At 36.7% G+C, this 19,429-nt stretch carries 18 protein-coding genes; 14 read left to right on the forward strand and 4 right to left on the reverse strand.

Annotated features, from left to right (window positions below; genetic code table 11):
* Positions 1–29 precede the first annotated feature (29 nt).
* The 3 genes from glnG to glnA all read right to left on the reverse strand — a co-directional run bounded on the left by glnG (position 30) and on the right by glnA (position 4,038).
* Positions 30–1,496 carry a nitrogen regulation protein NR(I) gene (gene glnG / locus J3U36_RS09910; protein WP_267380130.1) on the reverse strand — a complete coding sequence of 489 codons (1,467 nt, stop codon included), beginning with the start codon at positions 1,494–1,496 and terminating at the stop codon, positions 30–32.
* A gap of 11 nt (positions 1,497–1,507) precedes the next feature.
* Positions 1,508–2,557: a nitrogen regulation protein NR(II) gene (gene glnL / locus J3U36_RS09915; RefSeq protein ID WP_267380131.1), complete on the reverse strand. Its 1,050-nt coding sequence runs from the start codon at positions 2,555–2,557 to the stop codon at positions 1,508–1,510.
* 71 nt (positions 2,558–2,628) lie between these two features.
* Complete coding sequence (gene glnA / locus J3U36_RS09920; protein WP_267360734.1) at positions 2,629–4,038, reverse strand: glutamate--ammonia ligase; 1,410 nt, start codon at positions 4,036–4,038, stop codon at positions 2,629–2,631.
* A 392-nt stretch (positions 4,039–4,430) separates the two neighbouring features.
* On the opposite strand from glnA, the gene J3U36_RS09925 reads away from it, so the two are divergent.
* From J3U36_RS09925 to gpsA, 3 genes are read left to right on the forward strand one after another with little or no spacing between them, the layout of a single operon-like run.
* Positions 4,431–4,871: a rhodanese-like domain-containing protein gene (locus J3U36_RS09925; RefSeq protein ID WP_416379842.1), complete on the forward strand. Its 441-nt coding sequence runs from the start codon at positions 4,431–4,433 to the stop codon at positions 4,869–4,871.
* Positions 4,872–4,897: 26 nt separating this feature from the next.
* Positions 4,898–5,380, forward strand: a complete 483-nt coding sequence (gene secB / locus J3U36_RS09930; protein ID WP_065559694.1) for a protein-export chaperone SecB — start codon at positions 4,898–4,900, stop codon at positions 5,378–5,380.
* Between the two features lie 39 nt (positions 5,381–5,419).
* The gene (gene gpsA / locus J3U36_RS09935; RefSeq protein WP_370632180.1) at positions 5,420–6,436 is read left to right on the forward strand and encodes an NAD(P)H-dependent glycerol-3-phosphate dehydrogenase; all 1,017 of its coding nucleotides are present in this window, start codon (positions 5,420–5,422) and stop codon (positions 6,434–6,436) included.
* Positions 6,437–6,522: 86 nt separating this feature from the next.
* Here gpsA and J3U36_RS09940 read toward each other — a convergent pair whose 3' ends face one another.
* Positions 6,523–7,497 (reverse strand): hypothetical protein, encoded by a 975-nt coding sequence (locus J3U36_RS09940; protein ID WP_267380133.1) that lies wholly within the window; start codon positions 7,495–7,497, stop codon positions 6,523–6,525.
* 200 nt (positions 7,498–7,697) lie between these two features.
* Here J3U36_RS09940 and aas point away from each other — a divergent pair, with 200 nt between their 5' ends.
* From aas to trmD, 11 genes are all read left to right on the forward strand, one after another.
* A complete protein-coding gene (gene aas, locus J3U36_RS09945; RefSeq protein ID WP_267380134.1) occupies positions 7,698–9,839 on the forward strand; it encodes a bifunctional acyl-ACP--phospholipid O-acyltransferase/long-chain-fatty-acid--ACP ligase in 2,142 nt (713 codons plus the stop codon).
* A 14-nt stretch (positions 9,840–9,853) separates the two neighbouring features.
* Positions 9,854–11,062, forward strand: a complete 1,209-nt coding sequence (gene lplT / locus J3U36_RS09950; protein WP_267380135.1) for a lysophospholipid transporter LplT — start codon at positions 9,854–9,856, stop codon at positions 11,060–11,062.
* A complete protein-coding gene (murQ, locus tag J3U36_RS09955; protein WP_267380136.1) occupies positions 11,028–11,933 on the forward strand; it encodes an N-acetylmuramic acid 6-phosphate etherase in 906 nt (301 codons plus the stop codon). Before lplT ends, murQ begins: the two co-directional genes overlap by 35 nt.
* 284 nt (positions 11,934–12,217) lie before the next feature.
* On the forward strand, positions 12,218–13,756 hold the full coding sequence (locus tag J3U36_RS09960) for a carboxylesterase family protein (RefSeq protein WP_267380137.1): 1,539 nt from the start codon (positions 12,218–12,220) through the stop codon (positions 13,754–13,756).
* Positions 13,757–14,328: 572 nt separating this feature from the next.
* A complete protein-coding gene (locus tag J3U36_RS09965; RefSeq protein ID WP_220215867.1) occupies positions 14,329–15,303 on the forward strand; it encodes a mannose/fructose/sorbose PTS transporter subunit IIA in 975 nt (324 codons plus the stop codon).
* Between the two features lie 22 nt (positions 15,304–15,325).
* Positions 15,326–16,126 (forward strand): PTS mannose/fructose/sorbose transporter subunit IIC, encoded by an 801-nt coding sequence (locus J3U36_RS09970; RefSeq protein WP_065559702.1) that lies wholly within the window; start codon positions 15,326–15,328, stop codon positions 16,124–16,126.
* A 17-nt stretch (positions 16,127–16,143) separates the two neighbouring features.
* Entirely contained in the window at positions 16,144–17,055 is a 912-nt protein-coding gene (locus J3U36_RS09975; protein ID WP_267380138.1) for a PTS system mannose/fructose/sorbose family transporter subunit IID, read from the forward strand.
* Positions 17,056–17,218: 163 nt separating this feature from the next.
* Positions 17,219–17,593 (forward strand): DUF956 family protein, encoded by a 375-nt coding sequence (locus J3U36_RS09980; protein WP_267380140.1) that lies wholly within the window; start codon positions 17,219–17,221, stop codon positions 17,591–17,593.
* 238 nt (positions 17,594–17,831) lie between these two features.
* Positions 17,832–18,080 carry a 30S ribosomal protein S16 gene (gene rpsP / locus J3U36_RS09985; RefSeq protein WP_065559705.1) on the forward strand — a complete coding sequence of 83 codons (249 nt, stop codon included), beginning with the start codon at positions 17,832–17,834 and terminating at the stop codon, positions 18,078–18,080.
* Positions 18,081–18,105: 25 nt separating this feature from the next.
* A complete protein-coding gene (rimM, locus tag J3U36_RS09990) occupies positions 18,106–18,633 on the forward strand; it encodes a ribosome maturation factor RimM (RefSeq protein ID WP_267380141.1) in 528 nt (175 codons plus the stop codon).
* Positions 18,634–18,649: 16 nt separating this feature from the next.
* Positions 18,650–19,402: a tRNA (guanosine(37)-N1)-methyltransferase TrmD gene (gene trmD, locus J3U36_RS09995; RefSeq protein WP_220215872.1), complete on the forward strand. Its 753-nt coding sequence runs from the start codon at positions 18,650–18,652 to the stop codon at positions 19,400–19,402.
* The last annotated feature ends 27 nt before the right edge of the window (positions 19,403–19,429 follow it).

The raw sequence follows: 19,429 nt of genomic DNA on the forward strand, positions 1-19,429 counted from the left end.
TAGCGTTATGTCAAAATTTTATAGATTAATTAGTGAATATCACTGTCATTTTCATTTGAAAACTCTTTTAACTTTCTGGTTAAAGTATTACGCCCCCAACCTAATAAATTTGCTGCTTCTTGCTTATGTCCTCGGGTAAAATTAAGTGCGCAATTTAATAAAATACGCTCTACTTCTGTCACTGCCTCAGTTAAAATGCCCGATTTTCCTGCGACAAGCGATTGTTTAGCCCATTTTTCCAGTAAAAATTGCCAATCCATTGCAACTTGGGAGTCGTTTAATGTCAAACTTATATCATTACGACCAACCGAAATTTTAGGCATCGGAAATTGTAATAGCTCTGGTGGTAGATCTTGCACTAAAATTTCTTTACTAGAAGACATGACTGTCACCCAACGACAGGTATTTTCAAGCTGTCTTACATTGCCCGGCCAATTAAATTTACATAGAACAGTCATCGCTTCGGGACTAAAAACTTTACTTTCAACGCCTAACTCTTTAGCCGTGGTATATAAAAAATGTTCTGCAAGTTTCGGAATATCTTGAGCACGATCACGTAATGGAGGCAATAAAATACGGATTACATTTAAGCGATGAAACAAATCATCCCGAAATTTGCCTTCACGCACTCTTGCTTCTAAATCTTGATGCGTTGCGGCAATAATTCTGACATCAACTTTTACGGGGGAATAACCACCAATACGATAAAATTGTCCATCGGCAAGGACTCGAAGTAACCGTGTTTGAACATCAAGAGGCATATCACCGATTTCATCTAAAAATAAGGTTCCACCATTAGCCTGTTCAAATCGTCCGTGCCTGATTTTTGCAGCCCCAGTAAACGCTCCTTTTTCGTGTCCAAAAAGTTCAGATTCAATCAGATCTTTGGGAATCGCTGCCATATTAAGTGCGATAAAAGGTGAATGTGATCGAGGGCTATGAGTATGCAACGCTTTTGCGACTAACTCTTTACCTGTACCTGATTCACCATTAATCAGCACACTAATAGAAGATTTCGATAAGCGTCCAATAATCCGAAATACCTCTTGCATTGAAGGTGCTTCACCTATTATGCCTGTTGATGCTTTTGCCGTAACATGAGTACGCTGATGATTTGGTACTTGTAAATGTTGAGACTGTGCAATAGCACGTTCAACAAGTTGAATCATTTCATCCACATCAAAGGGTTTGGGAATATAATCAAAAGCCCCTTTTTGGTAAGCGTTGACAGCAGCATCTAGATCAGAATGCGCTGTCATAATAATGACAGGCAAATGGGGGAATTGTGCTTTGATATAATTAAGTAATGATAGACCATCGATGCCAGGCATTTTGATATCAGAAATTAGTACAGCTGGTTTGGGTAGTTGATTAGTCAAAGCTTCGATCACATCTTGACCGTTTGCAAAACTAATACAATTAAAATGCGCATTGGTAAGTGCTTTTTCTAATACCCAACGAATTGAACTATCATCATCAACAACCCAAACATTCATTTTAAATTACCTCATTGTTTGATTGGCAAATAGACTGAAAATTCAGTGTGTCCAGGCCAACTATTAAATTCAATTTTACCATGATGTTGATCAACAATATTATGTGCAATAGAAAGACCGATTCCTGTCCCACCTTCATAACCGCTTACCATAGGATAAAAAAGTGTATCTTGAATATGAACAGGTACCCCCGGTCCATTATCTTCAATATCAATACGTGCACATAGTCGATAACGTTGTCCATGCAATGTAACTTGAAAGGCAGTTCTCGTTCTGATTGTTATCGTACCTGTTTTCGTACCAATAGCCTGTAAAGCATTTCGCACAATATTTAAAATAACTTGTTCGATCTGCTCTGAATCATGGATAAATTCTGGCAAACTTGGATCATAATCCCGTAAAATAGTCACATTTAATGGTTTTTCGATGCATAATAACGCATAAGTTCGCTCAATCGCTTGATGAATATTTTGTACTTTTTGGTGCAAGCGTTGCTGTGGTCCTAATAACCTATCTACTAGATTTCTTAATCTATCTGCTTGTTCAATAATAATTTGCGTATAATCTTGCAACTCATTTTTTGGTAATTCTCGTGATAATAATTGAGCGGCACCTCGAAGCCCACCTAATGGGTTTTTAATTTCATGTGCTAGCCCTCGCACAAGTTCACGAGCAGCACTTTGTTGAGCTTGTTGTAACTGTTCTTGGCTTAACCGTTTATGATTATTTAAAGGCGCCATTTCAATTAAGATCTGTTCATTACTTAAGGGTTGTGCCGTTAACGATAAGATATGCAATTCATTATTCACCACCATATTCACTTCAGTATCCGTAAAACCTTGATTTTTGGATAATGAACTTTGCATTAACTCGAAATCTAAAGAATGGTAACTCAATAAATCAGGAAGATAACTATCTAATAACTTTTTGGGACTTTGTGCTAATAGCTGTTGGGCAGCGGTATTGGCGTAAACAATATTGAGATTTTTATCAAGTAATAAAATACTTGTAATCATCGAGTTGAGAACAAGATCAGCATCAGATTCACTATCAAATGTCATCGTCGGTATTCCGTCCTCATTAAAATCCACCGCTTTAGACGGTGGATTAACTGTTTTAATTTTAGATAAATCTATAAACTATAGTAAAGTTCAAATTCAACTGGATGTGGTGTCATACGTACACGATCAACGTCTTGACGTTTTAAATCAATATACGCATCAATCGTATCATTAGTGAAGACATTACCACGCGTTAAAAAGTCACGATCAGCATCTAATGCATTAAGCGCTTCTTCAAGTGAACCCGCCACTTGTGGAATTAATTTAGATTCTTCCGGTGGTAAATCATATAAGTTTTTATCCATTGCATCGCCAGGATGAATTTTGTTAATAATACCATCTAAACCAGCCATTAACTGCGCAGCAAATGATAAATATGGATTACCTGCTGGATCAGGGAAACGAACTTCAATACGGCGTGCTTTCGGGCTAGTCACAACCGGAATACGAATTGAAGCAGAACGGTTACGAGCAGAATACGCAAGCATAACAGGCGCTTCATAACCCGGTACTAAACGTTTATATGAGTTAGTTGCAGGGTTAGTAAATGCATTGATAGCTTTAGCATGTTTAATAATACCGCCGATATAGAATAATGCCATTTCAGAAAGCCCTGCATATTTATCACCGGCAAATAAGTTAACTCCATCTTTAGCTAAAGATTGATGGCAGTGCATGCCTGAACCATTATCGCCAAACATCGGTTTCGGCATAAATGTCGCTGTTTTACCATAAATATGCGCTACATTTTGCACAACATATTTATAAATTTGAACTTCATCCGCTTTTTTAGTTAATGTATTGAAACGACAAGCAATTTCATTTTGTCCTGCAGTTGCCACTTCATGGTGATGAGCTTCAACCACTAAACCAAGTTGTTCCATAATTAAACACATCTCTGAGCGGATATCTTGCGATGAATCAACCGGAGGAAGTGGGAAGTAACCGCCTTTTACGCCTGGGCGATGACCTTTGTTACCTTCTTCATATTTTGTGCCTGAATTCCAAGCGGCTTCAATATCATCAATATGAACAAAACTACCTGACATCGGTGAACCAAAACGAACATCATCAAATAAAAAGAATTCGGGTTCTGGTCCAAAAATAACGGTATCAGCAATGCCTGAAGATTTTAAAAACTCTTCAGCACGTTTTGCGATTGAACGTGGATCACGATCATAACCTTGTAATGTTGCAGGTTCGAGTACATCACAACGGAGATTTAATGTTACATCTTCAAAAAATGGATCAATAACGGCACTTGAAGCATCAGGCATTAATACCATATCCGATTCATTAATCCCTTTCCAACCAGCAATTGATGAACCGTCAAACATTTTACCGTCTTCAAAAAAGTCAGCATCAATTTGACTAACGGGTATCGTAACGTGTTGCTCTTTACCTTTGGTATCAGTAAAACGCAAATCAACAAATTTAACATCATTTTCTTTAATTAGTGTTAATACTTTTTGTATAGACATGTATCTTCTCCGTTGAGGACAAATAATTGTTCAGTTCGTAAGGCATTCTTGCCAAGTTATTTTCTTTAATGCAAATATGATGCCAAGTTTTAAGTCACGTTATTCTAGTGAATTTACGGGTTAAATAGTAACACAAATAGCATTGATGCACCAAAATAATGCATAAAAACACTTAGAATGCACCAATAAAAGGCGTTGCACATTTATTTTGCTAAAAAGAAGTCGTTCACGCATTCAATCATCCTTGTAATAATTAAAATCTCAATAAGAATCTTCTCAATTTAACGCTCGATAATTAGGGGAACACAAGATTTTCTTATAGGTACTGTATTTCAGTGCATAATATCGCTATAATCTCTTCTTATATTGAAAAACTAGGTAATTATAAAAGTATGGACTTTATTACACTCGAAATTATACCTTTTGTTAAAAATCATATTTTACTTTCTTTAGGTTGGATTGTACTTTTTATTGCAATCATTGTATTAACCATCAAAAGTAAGTTATCAAAAGTTAAAATCATTAATAATGCTCAAGCAATCAATCTGATTAATAAACAGAATGCTAAAATCATTGATTTGCGATCAGCTGATAGTTTCAAAAAGGGGCATATTACCGATTCCCTGAATATACTCCCCATTGATATCAAAAATGCGAGTGCAAATTCTATTGAAAAACACAAGGAAAATTTTGTTATCTTGATTGATGATAATGGTCTGTCATCAGTCGGTATCGGTGAAATACTTGTTAAACAAGGTTTCTTGAATGTTTTTGCATTAAAAGATGGCATTGCAGGATGGAATGGCGAAAATTTACCATTAGTTAGAAAATAAAACTATATTTAAAATAAGGTTAGATCATGACAGAACAAAACAATACACAACAACCAGAAACACAATTTGCAATTCAACGTATTTATACAAAAGATGTTTCATTTGAAACCAATAATGTACCCGAAGTTTTTACCAAACAATTTCAACCTGCCATGAATGTTGAATTGAATTCATCATCTCAATCCTTAAATGATGATGTTTATGAAGTCGCATTACGCATTACAGTAACAATGAAATCACAAGACGAAGTTGCCTATATTTGTGAAGTAACACAAGCAGGTATTTTTTCACTCGTTGGATTCAATGACGCACAGTTACAACACTGTTTAGGTGCTTACTGTCCGAATATTTTATTCCCGTATGCACGAGAAACAATTTCTAACTTAGTCATTAAAGGTTCTTTCCCACCAGTTAATTTAGAACCGGTTAACTTTGACGTGTTATTTATGAACTATCTTCAACAGCAACAACAATCAGTTGAAGAAGAATCAACAGAAACATTACAATAATCATTGTGATTTAATCTAGAACGATAAATCTAACGGTTAATTATGGAAAAACATGCTGTTGTCACAGTAATCGGTGCAGGTTCTTACGGAACCTCTTTAGCTATTTTACTTGCACGTAATGGTCATCAAACATTATTGTGGGGACATAATTCACACAAAATGATGGCTTTACAGCATGACAGGCAAAATAAACAATTTTTGCCTGATATTCCTTTTCCTGAATTACTGCACATTGAAAGTGATCTGCAAACAGCTGTTTCAGCGTCACCAATCTTACTCATAGTGGTACCTAGCCATGCTTTTGGTACTATTTTAAAACAAATAAAACCCTATTTACGCAAAGATAGTAAAATTGTTTGGGCAACCAAAGGACTTGAGGTCAATACCGGACGTTTATTGCAAGATGTCGCCAGAGAAATTTTAGGCAATCAAATCCCCCTAGCTGTCATTTCAGGCCCTACTTTTGCTAAAGAAGTTGCCTCAGGTTTGCCAACGGCGGTAACAGTTGCTTCAACGGATGATGATTTTTTAACTGAGTTACAAAATTTATTTCATTGCAGTAAAAGTTTTCGGGTCTATAGCAGTAAAGATTTTATTGGGGTGCAACTTGGCGGCGCCATTAAAAATGTGATTGCGATAGGAGCAGGATTGTCTGATGGACTGGGTTTTGGTGCAAATGCAAGGACAGCGTTAATTACACGTGGACTGGCTGAAATGATGCGATTAGGTGAAGCGCTTGGTGCAGATCCTGCAACGTTTATGGGCATGGCTGGACTTGGTGATCTTGTATTAACCTGTACGGATAATCAATCACGAAATCGACGTTTCGGTATTTTGCTGGGGCAAAATAAATCGATTCAAGAAGCACAAGATATTATCGCACAAGTTGTCGAAGGATTTAAAAATACTAAAGAAGTTTGGACACTTGCAAAACAATATCATGTGGATATGCCAATCACTGAACAAATTTATAAAGTACTATACGAGCATAAAGATCCTAAACAAGCGGCAATGACCTTACTCGGACGATCACAGAAAGAAGAACTAAAAAGTTAATTTTTAATACCGTTATATCATCACTTTGTATTAACGCTATTAAATAACGTTGTAATTAAAATGAGCTATTCTTTCTAATCTTTAGCTTATATATTTGTTCCAATACCCTTTTCTTTTGCTTTTAGATAAATATCATATCCAACATAAACATCGAGAACGGCTGTTCCCACCGTTTTAAATAATGTGATTTGCTCATCGTTTTGGCGACATTTTTGCGAATCAGTAACTAATTCACCCAACTCAAAAAAATCATTTTTTGATACACGTTTCTGGTTAATTGGATCAATAATATCCCCTGCTTCGGCAAAAACGCCCTCTTTAGTATCAAGTACACGAATGTCCGCTTTTTCAACAATATTACTTGGTATTTCATGCATTTCAGGGGTATATGCACCCACACCATTAATATGAGTACCAGGCTTAACGATATCACCATTAAATGTGACCACTTTAGATGTTGTCACTGAGGTGATAATATCTGCTTGACCAATGTCTTCATCAAAATTTTGCGAAAAATAGAGATTGGCTGAAAAATGTGAAAAGTGTTTTTTCATCGCTTCCGTAAATTGTTTCGCTTTTTGTTCATCGATATCGTAAATAGCTATATCAGTCAGATCCCGAACGGTTAACATGGCTTCTAATTGTGATACTGCCTGACCTCCTGTTCCAATTAATACTGCTCGTCGAGCATTTTTTCTTGCTAACAGATCGGTTGCCGCACCTTGTACCGCCCCTGTACGAAGTTGAGTTACAAAAGTACCATCTAAAATGGCACAAACTTCCCCAGTTAAAGGATCTAACATCATCACTTGCGCTGGTACGGAGGGTTTACCCAATTTAGGATTATCCGGAAATACAGACACAATTTTAATGCCAACGATATCCTTACCTTTTATATGCGCGGGCATAAATAAACTTTGCCCTTTCTGCATATCAAAATTGATACGTAAAGGCACTTCACTATCTCCTTGGGTATAGATTTTTAAAGCTTGTTTATCTGCCTCAATGGCATCTTTCATACTATAAACATGTTGAATATCATTTGCGGATAAAATTAACATTTTCACTCCAGACCTTTTTTTATGATTTATTTTACGTTTTTTATAGGCATTGTCTAACTTTTAGATAACTAACCAAAGAAAATCATTAATCATGTTCAGATTATTCATAATAAATTCAAAATAAACAACATATCTTGTGTATTTCCTCTATTTTCACTATTATGACAAGGTGCAATTTTGCACGGAAATTGAGAATTAAGATGTTATTCAATATATTAAGGGTTATTTTAAAGTTTCTTTTTCATGTCAAAATTTATGGTAACCTAAAAAACTTAAAGCAAGAAAGATTGCTTATCACTCCTAACCATGTTTCCTTTCTTGATGGTCTTCTAATCGGTGTTTTCTTACCTGTTAGACCCGTGTTTGCCATTTATTCAGGTTATATTGATCACTGGTTAGTTCGTTTAGCAAAACGGTACGTGGATTTTGTGCCGATGGATCCGATCAATCCTATGGCGATTAAACGCTTAGTACGCGAAATTGAAAAAGGACGTCCGATAGTCATATTCCCTGAAGGAAGAATCACCGTAACAGGGTCATTAATGAAAATTTATGATGGAGCGGCTTTTGTAGCGGCTCGATCGAAAGCAACGATTGTACCAGTCTGGATTGAAGGAGCAGAGTTCACATTAACTAGCCGCCTAAAAGGACTGTTTAAACGCCGCTTATTCCCGAAAATAACGATTCATGTACTTGAACCGACCACAATTCCAATGCCAAATGTGCCTAAAGCAAAAGACAAACGCTATATAGCGGGTGAAAAATTGCATCAAATCATGATGAATGCTCGTTTGGCAAGCCGTCCTAAATTAACACTATTTGAAGCATTACTTGAAGCACAAGTTCGCTACGGGACAAAATCAAGAACAGTACAAGACCCGACAACGTCCGAATTATCTTATCGTAATTTACTTAAGCAAATTATTGGTGTAAGTTGCATTATCGAAAAAATTACCGAAAAAAAAGAACGAGTGGGTGTTTTACTCCCCAATGCCACAATCACCGTTGCGACTATTTTCGGTTTATTAGTGAAAAACCGAGTACCTGCCATGCTTAATTATACTGCTGGTACAAAGGGATTAACGTGTGCAATTACTGCCGCCGAAATTAAATCCATTGTCACGTCGCGTAAATTTATTCAAAAAGGTAAACTCGATTATCTCTTAGATGAGATCAAAGGCATTAAATGGTATTTTCTGGAAGATTTACGTAGTAGTTTGACCTTAAAAGATAAGCTCTATGTGGCAGTGAATCAATATATTCCACGTTTTGTTGAATGTAATCAAACGAGTGATGATGAAGCACTTGTTCTTTTTACATCAGGCTCTGAGGGTAACCCTAAAGGGGTTGTGCATACGCATGGTAGTCTACTTGCTAATGTTGAACAAATTCGATCGGTCATTGATCCTACTCCAGCCGATCGATTTATGTCTGCGTTACCGTTGTTCCATGCTTTTGGTATCACAGCTGGTTTGTTTTTACCGCTTTTTTCAGGTAGTCGTACATTTTTATATCCAAACCCATTACACTATCGAATGGTACCAGAAATTATTTATGACCAAAATTGTACCGTTCTATTTGGTACACCAACTTTTTTAGCTAACTATGCTCGCTATGCCCACCCATTTGATTTTATGCGTTTACGCTATGTGGTAGCTGGCGCTGAAAAATTATCAGAACCAGTACGAGAACTATGGAAAGATAAATATGGCATTCGTATTTTAGAAGGTTATGGCGTCACCGAATGTGCACCGGTCGTTGCCCTCAATGTACCTATGGCATTTAAAAATGGCACAGTTGGTCGTTTATTGCCGGGGATGACTTCACGGTTAATTCATATACCTGGCATTAGTTCGGGAGGAGAGTTACAAGTTAAAGGGCCAAACGTGATGAAAGGTTATTTGCGCGTTGAAAATCCAGGCACCCTTGAACCACCTGTCGCCATAGATGAAAACGGTGAAGCTGAACAGGGTTGGTACGATACCGGTGATATCGTTTCAATTGATGATGAAGGTTTTATCACCATTAAAGGACGACTAAAACGATTTGCCAAAATAGCAGGTGAAATGGTCTCTTTAGAGAGTGTAGAGGCACTCGCTAAAAAAGTGGATCCCGATGCAATGCATGGTGCAACAGTAAAAGCTGATGCAGCAAAAGGAGAAGCAATTGTACTTTTCACAACTTCAACCAAGTTAGATCGTGAACAACTAAGTCAAACAGCACAAGAACTTGGTATTCCTGCTTTAGCCGTTCCTCGTGATATTCGTGTTGTTAAAGAACTTCCACTTCTTGGAACAGGAAAAATAGACTTTATCACACTTCGAAAAATGGCTGACGAATAGCATAAGGATATCACATGAACCACAATTCACTATTAAGCAAAGGCATGGTGGCAACCATGCTGGCGCAATTCTTTTCGGCATTTGCAGATAATGCAATATTCTTTGCTATTCTTGCCTATATCAGAAAACTTCAGTACCCAGAATGGAGTGAGTCAGCACTACAAATCGGTTTTGTGATTCCTTTTATCATCCTTTCTCCTTTTGTTGGTCAATTTGCAGACTGTATGTCTAAAGGAAAAGTCATGATGATTTCAAATGGTATGAAGCTATTAGGCGCAGCCTGTATCTGTCTTAATTTCAACCCTTTTATTGGCTATTTTTTAGTAGGTGTTGGTGCAGCGGGTTATTCGCCTGCTAAATATGGCATTTTAGGCGAACTGACTTCAGGTAATAATTTAGTCAAAGCGAATGGATTGATAGAAGCATCCACTATTGCGGCTATTTTACTGGGTTCACTTGCTGGTGGACATCTTGCCGATATGAATGTCAGTGCGTCCTTACTTGCATGTGTATTAATGTATAGTTTTGCTGTTATTGCTAATATTTTTATTCCTAAACTCCCTGCTGCCAGAAAAGATATTCAATGGAATATAAAGGGTATGATAAAAGATTTTAGTAAAACCGTTCACATTATTCTCAATAATAAACTTGTTTTATATACTTTATTAGGCACAAGTCTATTCTGGGGGGCGGGAGTTACCTTACGATTTTTATTAATCCTTTGGGTACCAGCTGTTTTAAATATTAATGATATCGCAACACCAACAAATCTAAATGCAGTCGTTGCTATCGGCATTGTTATTGGAGCAGGATTAGCCAGCTTACTGATCTCAATCAATAATACGTTACGTTGCATTCCGGCAGGTATTATGATGGGCATTGCCGTTATCGCATTCACTTTACAAAGCAACCTTATTGCTTGTTATGTATTATTAATTGTTATTGGTGCGTTAGGCGGATTCTTTTTAGTACCCTTAAATGCATTAATTCAAAAAACGGGTAAAGATCTCGTTGGTGCAGGCAGTGTCATTTCCGTACAAAATTTAAGTGAATATACTACAATGATGGTTATGTTGGGTCTTTATACTGTTGCTGTATCTTTTAAGATCTCGATAATAACAATTGGCGTTAGTTTCGGCGCTTTATTTGCAATTGTCATTTTTTTACTGTGGTTAGGATTAAAAAAGTATGCAACCAATAAATCTATCAAAAATGTTAACTGAAAGTCGTAATCCATACAGCGAAAAAATTGATAGCTGTTCGACGATCGATATACTCAAAATCATCAATAATGAAGATAAGCATGTTGCCGTTGCTGTTGAAAAAGAGTTAGCAAATATCGCTAAAGCAGTGGATGTGATTAGTCAAACTTTTTTAAATCACGGTCGTTTAATTTATCTCGGTGCCGGCACTTCAGGTCGGCTTGGTATTTTAGATGCAAGTGAATGCCCACCCACCTATGGCACCCCTCCTCAACAAGTCATCGGATTGATTGCTGGTGGTCAAACGGCAATTTTTAAAGCAGTTGAAAATGCCGAAGATAATCCTGAATTAGCAATAACTGATTTGAAAAATATTCACTTTTCAGCCAATGATATTTTAGTTGGTATTGCCGCAAGTGGTCGCACTCCCTACGTTATAGGTGGTATGCAATTTGCTAAATCAATTGGCGCAACAGTGATAAGTTTATGCTGTAACCCCAATGCCCCTATGATTGATCTGGCAGACGTCTCCATCACACCAATTGTAGGAGCTGAAGTGATAACGGGTTCATCAAGAATGAAAGCCGGAACAGCACAAAAACTTGTCCTTAATATGTTAACCACCGCTAGCATGATCAAAATTGGTAAAGTTTACGGTAATTTAATGGTCGATGTCGAAGCCACTAATGCTAAATTAATTGAGCGACAAATATCTATTGTCATGCAAGCAACTGAATGTGACCGACAAACGGCAATGTTAGCGCTTAAGCAGAGTGATAGACACTGTAAAACAGCTATTTTAATGATTCTCGGTCATCTTGATGTTAATCAAGCAAAAAAATTATTATCAGAAAATAATGGTTTTATCAGAAAAGCACTATCGGCGAGTTGATAAGATAATTATAAAAAAATAAACATAAATGGTCTGTTTTTATGATCTATGTCTAATTTTCAAATTAGGATTATTGACAATCTATTACATAATAGAGAAATATAAAAACTGTACCATTTATTTAAACAGAATATTACAGGCATAAAAGTGCACTGAGATAATTATAATATGATTTAGTAAGATTAAGCGTAAATTCATCACTTCTTTCATGGATGTATACACTTCTCGCTAATTTCTGATATTAATTTTTTATTCAATTTTTGAAAGACACACAAGGACATTGTATGAGGAGATCACTATTTCATATCGCTATACTTGGTATTTTCATCCTATCAACGCCAATGGTTGTCTATAGTCAAAATCATCAGCTTTTAACAAATTCCAATTTATCAACGGTATCCACTATCTCGGATCCTACTTTGATAAAAACCCAATTTGGATTAGTTAAAGGTCAACTCGACAACATCAACAACGTTCTCATGTGGACAGGCATACCTTATGCGAAAGCACCCTCAGGGGAGTTAAGATGGAAAAAACCGATTGACCCTGAACCATGGGAAGGTATATTTGATGCAACTCAAGCAAGTCCTATCGCATTTCAGCTCAATGAAAATAACATCATTGGTTCAGATAATAGTTTAAATCTCAATATCTATCGACCGAATAATAATAAAAAAAATTTACCAGTTCTCGTTTATATTCACGGTGGCAACAACCAAATCGGAAAAGCAGAAGAGATGACAGGCAACGGCATGGTAACCGATCTGGATGCAATTTTTATCTCAATTAATTATCGTTTGGGGCCACTCGGATTTAATCCGCTTCCTGCCTTGCAAACGGGTGATAGACTCGAAGATTCGGGTAACTATGCGTTATTGGATATGGCAAAATCATTAGATTGGATTAAAGACAATATTACCTATTTTGGTGGAAATCCTCACAATATCACTGTCTCTGGCTTTTCAGCGGGTGGACGAGATGTAATGGCGATGTTAATCTCACCTATTTTTAAAGATAAATTTCAAAAAGCGATCTCTTTTAGTGGCGGTATGACCATAGCAAATAAGGAAGATAGCATTAAAGTCTTTGCCAAAGCTATTGCCCCACTTGCTGTTGAAGATAAAATAAAGCCGACCGAAGAACAAGCTTATCATTGGCTGTTAACCGATCATCCCGATGTCAAAGCATATTTGTATAGCCTATCTTCCGAAAGATTGGTATCACTGATGAATAATGCCGGAATCAGAATGAGTGTCTTTCCGCATTTATATAACGACGGCTATGTGATCCCCAAAGAAGGGTTTAATACGCATCAATATCATTCTGTGCCATTGATCATGCTGACCGGTACGGGTGAATTTTCATTATTCGCAAAATCTTCAGCTTATTTTAGCTCATCCTTCAATCATGGTATACCAAGTGGACAAACACTAACAGCATTTCAATTCGCCAATAAATATGGCGGAAAATTATATGATTTATTTAATGTTTCAGACTCAGCCCAAAAAATGGCACCTTTCTATAAAGCAAAAATTTATGGTATGGAAATACAATATGGCGAAGATCAAAATGTTGTAGGCTTACCAATGGGATTATATGGTGCTTTTCATGGTGTTTTTTTACCACTGATGGATCCGTATTCAGAAAATTATAATGGGTTAATAGCAAATGCTTATAAAACTCAAGGCGCTAAACAACTCAGCAAGATTTATAAAAAATATATTCATAATTTTATCTATAACGGCGATCCTAATGGCAACGATTTAGTCTATTGGAATAATTGGTCTATAACAAATAATAACGCGAATAAAGTACTACTCTAATATCAATGCCGACAAAGAAAAAGCTATAGTTTATATGGGAAGACAACATTTTTCTTACCGTGATGTGCTTGATGAAATGGATAAAGACCAATCTATCCCACCAGAAATAAAAAAACGCTTATTTCTGAGGTATTAAATGGTCGGTGGTTTAGTCATGAACTTGATCTTAGATATCATAATAAGTCATTATGGTTAAAATAACTAATCTTAATGAATAAGATTATCGATCTTATTGTTCTGTCAAGAAGTTGAAATTTGTCAATGAGTAAACTTTAATACCCAATGACACAACTCAATTATCAGATAAAAGACTTTAACTTTTTTATGATTAAACATTTTGTATTTTATGAAGGACAACAGATTATTTATACAAAAAGCTATTTACAAAATGGGGATTTATTTCAATAATTCTATTCGAAATAAAACTTATATTGGTTCGTTAATATCACGAATTTCAGCCCTGTTTAAAGTTACAGACTATATTATTTATAGTTAATTTTTAATATTAATTTTTGATAAAAATTTATGACATTTATATTATGAATATAATATAAAAATTGGGAGGTAGTTGTATGGTAGGAATTATTCTAGCAACTCATGGTGAGTTTGCAGAAGGGATTCTACAATCTGGGTCAATGATTTTTGGAGAGCAAGAAAACGTGCAAGCCGTAACCTTGCATCCGAGTGATAGCCCTGAAAGTTTAAAAGAACGAATGTTAGCCGCAATAGCAACTTTCGACGATCAAAATGAAGTACTTTTTTTAGTTGATTTATGGGGTGGCACGCCATTTAATCAAGCCAATAACCTATGTGGTGAACACCCTAATTGGGCAATTGTTGCAGGTTTAAATCTACCGATGCTTATTGAAGCTTATTCATCTCGTTTTTCAATGGAAACTGCTAAAGAAATTGCCGTTGCAATCTTAGAATCAGCGAAAGAAGGAATTAAAGCAACAGTTGAAGCACCGGCTGCAAGCACCACAGCTACTCAACAAACGAATACCATACCTGAAGGCACCGTTCTAGGTGATGGTAAAATGAAAATTGTCTTGGCTCGGGTTGACTCTCGTTTATTACATGGTCAAGTCGCCACCGCTTGGACAAAATCAACCAATCCTAATCGTATTATCGTGGTATCGGATTCAGTATCGAAAGATGAATTAAGAAAAAAACTGATCGAAGAAGCCGCTCCTCCGGGGGTAAAAGCAAATGTCGTGCCGATTAAAAAAATCATCGAAGTTTCGCGCGATCCACGATTTGGCAATACTAAGGCATTATTACTATTCGAAAACCCACAAGATGTATTACGAACTATTGAAGGCGGGGTCGACATTGATACCCTTAATATTGGCTCAATGGCGCACTCTGTCGGTAAAGTAATGGTAAATAAAGTGCTGTCAATGAATGCGGATGATGTAGAAACATTTGAAAAATTAAAAGAAAAACACGTGAAATTTGATGTTCGCAAAGTACCTAATGATTCTAATAGTAATATGGATGAATTGTTGAAAAAAGCGAAAGAAGAATTAGCAGCACAAAAGAATTAGGACTTATACAAGAGGTTATATTATGACATTATCAATTGTTGCTATCATTTTAGTGATAGTTATTGCCTTTCTGGCAGGAATGGAAGGTATTTTAGATCAGTTTCAATTTCATCAACCATTAGTTGCCTGTTCATTAATTGGTTTGGTGACCGGTAATCTTGAAGCGGGTGTTGTTCTGGGTGGATCATTACAAATGATAGCCCTAGGTTGGGCTAACATCGGTGCAGCTGTTGCACCCGATGCGGCTTTAGCCTCTGTTGCTTCGTCCATTATTTTGGTTTTAGGTGGACAAGGTGCTGCAGGCGTATCAACAGCTATTGCTATTGCCATTCCTTTAGCAGTTGCAGGATTATTTTTAACAATGATTGTCCGAACGATTGCTGTACCATTAGTACATATGATGGATGCAGCGGCAGAAGAAGGTAATATCCGTAAAATTGAACTATTACAAATATTAGGTATCTGCTTACAAGGTTTAAGAATTGCCATTCCGGCAGCTGCGCTATTATTTATTCCAGCCGAAACAGTAAAAGGCGCATTAGAATCTATGCCTGAATGGTTAACAACAGGTATGGCAATTGGTGGTGGTATGGTCGTTGCTGTGGGTTATGCCATGGTAATTAATATGATGGCAAATCGTGAAGTTTGGCCATTCTTCATCATTGGTTTTGTGGTTGCAGCTATCTCACAATTAACCCTTATTGCGTTAGGTGCATTAGGTATTGCATTAGCAATGATTTATCTTAGCCTTTCAGAACGTGGCAATTCATCAAATGGTGGAAGCAAAGGTGATCCACTTGACGATATTTTAAATGATTACTAAGTACTTGGAGTAAAAAAATGACTGATAAAATTCAATTAAGCAAAAAAGATCGTTTAGCGGTTGCTTGGCGCTCAACCTTTCTCCAAGGTTCTTGGAATTATGAACGTATGCAAAATGGTGGTTGGGTCTATTCAATGATCCCTGCAATAAAAAAACTTTATACCACCAAAGAAGATCGTTCAGCAGCACTTAAACGCCATTTAGAATTCTTTAACACTCACCCTTATTTAGCTTCACCGGTTCTTGGTGTAACGCTTGCTCTCGAAGAAGAACGTGCTAATGGTGCTGCTGTTGATGATGTTGCCATCCAAGGTGTAAAAGTTGGAATGATGGGACCTTTAGCCGGAGTTGGTGATCCCGTGTTCTGGTTTACGGTAAGACCAATGCTTGGTGCGCTTGGCGCATCACTTGCACTTAGTGGCAATGTTATGGGACCAATTTTATTCTTTTTACTTTGGAATATTATCCGTTGGAGTTTTATGTGGTACACCCAAGAGTTTGGTTACCGTACAGGTTCTAAAATCACCGATAATTTATCGGGTGGCTTATTGCAAAAAATTACCAAAGGTGCTTCCATTTTAGGGATGTTTATTCTGGCGGCCTTGGTGCAAAGGTGGGTATCAATTAATTTTCAACCTGTTGTTTCAAAAGTTAAATTAGGCGACGGTGCTTTTATTGATTGGAATCACTTACCAGCTGGTTCAGAAGGCATTCAAACCGCATTACAACAAATGCAAGCGGGGTTATCCCTTACTCAAGAAAAGGTCACCACCCTACAAAATAACTTAGACCAACTGATACCAGGACTGGTTCCGTTACTTTTAACCTTTTTATGCATGTGGTTATTACGTAAAAAAGTATCACCTATCTTAATAATCCTCGGACTCTTTGTTGTCGGGATTGCAGGACATGTGATTGGTCTTTTATAAGTTCAAACTTTAAGTAATCGATAAAAAGCATAATTTACTGTTTAAATTATGCTTTTTTATCTTTTATCAATAAATATTTGAATAATTGAGTCCAAAGGTTTTGGCTGTTCACATCATAAAAAAACAATAAATTAACTTTAGTATTAATATGGAAGTCATATAAATGGTTCAATCATTAAACTCCAAAATAGACCTAACCGTTAAAGCTACCGCATTTACAGCTTTTACCGAGTATGGACAAATTATGATTGGAAATAAAGCGTTGGAATTTTATCATCAGCGAGATGCACGTAAATACATCCAAATCCCATGGCAAGAAGTCGAATATGTTTCTGCATCCGTCTTATTTGGGGGAAAATGGATACCACGTTATACTATCCACACGAAACAAAATGGCTCCTTTACCTTTGCCTCAAAAAATCCTAAAGACGTATTAAGAGCAATCCGAGTTTATATTGGTGGTGACAAAATGATAAAATCATTAGGTTTTTTTGGTGTTTTAAAGCGAGCATTTATTCGCAAACCAAGTCAAAAATAATCGATGCTAATATCCAAAATATTATAAATTATTCTAGCGTTATTCATGGTGAGGGTGACAACGGATAATGAATGCTATTTTGTCTATTCATTTTTTAATTGAATCTATTATATACTATCTTGTCTCTATCAATCATAATCAGTCATTGCACTTTTTGCCAGAAGGAGTATAATTCTGGGGCTTTGATTCTGTCCATGTTGGGCAGGAAAAAGATTATTTTTTAATTTAAGAGGATGTTATGGTAACTATTCGTTTAGCTCGTGGTGGCTCTAAAAAGCGCCCTTTTTATCAAGTAGTTGTCACTGATAGCCGTAACCCACGTGATGGTCGTTTTATCGAACGCATTGGTTTCTTTAATCCAATTGCACAAGGTAAAGCAGAAGAATTACGTTTAGATCTTGATCGCGTAAATCATTGGGTTGGTTTAGGTGCAACTGTTTCTGATCGTGTTAATTCATTGATCAAACAAGCACAAAAAGCTGCTTAATTAAGTAATAGATAGTCACTGTAAAATGAATACTGAGAATTTCATTGTTGTTGGTAAACTTGGTTCAAGCTACGGCATTCGTGGATGGCTCAGAATTTTTTCGTTTACAGAATTTCCAGATAGTATTTTTGATTACACACCTTGGTATATCCAGCGAGCTGGAAAATGGCAAGAGGTAATCGTAGAAAGCTTTAAACCCCATAATCAAGATATGATTGTGAAACTCAAAGGTGTTGACGATCGTGATCAAGCCAATGCATTAACCAACATTGAAGTGTTTGTCGATGCTGAAAATTTGCCTGAACTGAATCATGGTGATTTTTATTGGAAAGATCTGATTGGGTGCCGAGTAAAAACAGTCAACGGTTACGATTTAGGTCAGGTCACTGATTTAATGGAGACCGGCTCTAATGATGTATTGGTGGTAAAAGCAAATCTAAAAGATGCATTTGGAGCAACAGAACGTTTAATCCCTTTTGTTGAAGAACAATTTATTAAACAAGTTGATTTAACAACAAAAATGATTGTGATCGATTGGGATCCTGCTTTTTAATTGGTAAGGTAACACTATGTGGATTGGCGTAATTAGCCTTTTTCCCGAAATGTTTCAAGCTATTACCTGTTATGGCGTAACTGGTCGAGCTGTAAAAAATGGGCTGTTAACAGTAAATTATTGGAATCCGCGCGACTTTGCGCATGATAAGCATAAGACTGTCGATGACAGACCTTATGGTGGTGGGCCGGGTATGTTAATGATGGTACAACCCCTTAGGGATGCAATTCATGCAGCGAAAGCTGTGGCAGGTGACAATACAAAAGTAATCTATCTTTCCCCACAAGGGCGCAAATTGAACCAACAAGGCGTTTGCGAATTGTCACAAAATCAAAAATTAATTTTGATTTGTGGACGTTACGAAGGTATTGATGAACGCGTGATCCAAACCGAGATTGACGAAGAATGGTCAATTGGAGATTACGTATTGAGTGGTGGTGAATTACCGGCAATGACGATGATTGATGCACTGGCAAGATTTATTCCCGGCGTGTTAAATCATGAATCATCAGCAGAAGAAGACTCTTTTGCTAACGGTTTACTTGATTGTCCTCACTATACCAGACCTGAGGTGTTAGATGGAATGGCGGTGCCTGACGTGTTAATGTCTGGTCACCATGAAGCGATTCGTCGTTGGCGATTAAAACAATCCCTTGGACGAACTTGGTTAAGAAGAGAAGATCTTCTTGAAAATCTAGCTCTGACTGATGAAGAGCAATGTTTACTCGCTGAGTTTCAACGTGAATATCAGGATAAACATAGCCATTAAGATTTCAGTATAACTAGTAAGAGATAA

Origin of the sequence: Gilliamella sp. B3817 (genome assembly GCF_026536705.1) — a bacterium.
In the GTDB taxonomy this organism is placed as follows: Bacteria; Pseudomonadota; Gammaproteobacteria; order Enterobacterales; family Orbaceae; genus Gilliamella; species Gilliamella apicola_I.